The 1,298-nt window shown below is 49.4% G+C and carries 1 protein-coding gene and 1 pseudogene; both read left to right on the top strand.

The features are described from left to right. Positions 1-230: 230 nt before the first annotated feature. Positions 231-377 carry a hypothetical protein gene (locus tag AC2VLY_RS12380; RefSeq protein ID WP_193649513.1) on the top strand — a complete coding sequence of 49 codons (147 nt, stop codon included), beginning with the start codon at positions 231-233 and terminating at the stop codon, positions 375-377. Between the two features lie 541 nt (positions 378-918). Further along, positions 919-1,298, top strand: a pseudogene (locus AC2VLY_RS12375) (hypothetical protein); the annotation flags it as partial.

The following is a 1,298-nucleotide window of genomic DNA, read 5'->3' as shown; positions in this document are numbered from 1 at the left end:
GGCTGAAAAGAAATCGGTGACTCCAAAAAAAGCGAAAACAGATGTATTGGCTTCTTCAAAAAAGGTCACCATAGTATCAAAACCTCAACGCAAAGCTTCTTGACATTTAATCTCAAAGAGATGGGGTTGCTAGTACTGTTTGGCACAAGTACGCCGTTTTCGGTTGCACGCATTTATAAGTATCTACGGCGATTACTTAGGAGATATTCATTCAATTTGGATGTTGATTATTGCAATTTCATGACGAAACCGAAGTTTTTGAGGGCCGCGATCCCAGTAAAATTCTGGCGATGGATAATGCAGTACAAAAATCTCTTCTTCAAGACGAAGGGAAAAATGCCGGAATGGGGCTGGACGCTTTCAAGTTACTGGCCTAGAAACTCTTCGCAGCCTGAAAAAGAGGGCCGCAAGGCCCCATCCCAGTGCGCCAGGGCGACTGCAGTGTAGATTTCAGCGCGAGTCGTGGCCTAAAGGGCCACTTCCGCCTCGGACAGCCTACAGGATAACTCCAGGAATCAACAAAAAATGCCTAGCCACTTATATAAACTCGAAATATGACTTTAACGTAATATTATGGTTGTGTTTTTTTTGGGGTTCGATATATTTGTAAGAATATAATGTATGCGGGTCCGGTTATTGAAGGGCTCGCTTTGATTTCTCGGGGAGGGCGCGCGTGATGCGTCATATCCGGCTGTATATTGATAAGAGAAAATGAACATGGAACAGAAAAGATCTGCCGTCCTGAATTTTCCCTTCCGTAATAACGCGGTCCTGTCGGTAGATGATCCGCACTGCTCTGGTTCGGAGGCGCGGATATCTGTCGTTTTGGCGATGAGGACTCCATTGCATATCCGGTCATCGCCGTTATGCATCTCCCCGAAGTGATAATTCCCACCTGCTGGGTGGGCCGAGTAGTTGGTGCCCGTAGCTAACGAGCTGGCCAAATATGATTTTCATTACGCAAGAGAGCATGCCATGGGAGATTTATTCCACCTTGCCGCCGTATCTGGGGGCATTCTTTATCTGATGCCGCTGCTGTTGCTGGTGGTGCTTTTCGTGGCTTTGGAGCGGGGCTGGGCGCTGGTCATGATCCGGCGCAAGGGTGACGATCTGTTACGCGATCTGCAAAGCAGAAAAGTCCGGGAATCCCTGGAAACGGAACTGGCCAAGACGCCGTCCTGTCCGCAACATGCTGTATTCGCAGCGGTTCTCGCATCCCATGATCTGGCCAGTGGCGAAGCCTACGCCGAAGAGGCGATGCTGGCCCAGGCGACCTTGCTGGACCGGGGCTTATGGAT

This window comes from Acidithiobacillus sp. TH-A36 (assembly GCF_057473445.1).
This window is presented reverse-complemented; position numbering and strand designations above follow the sequence as displayed.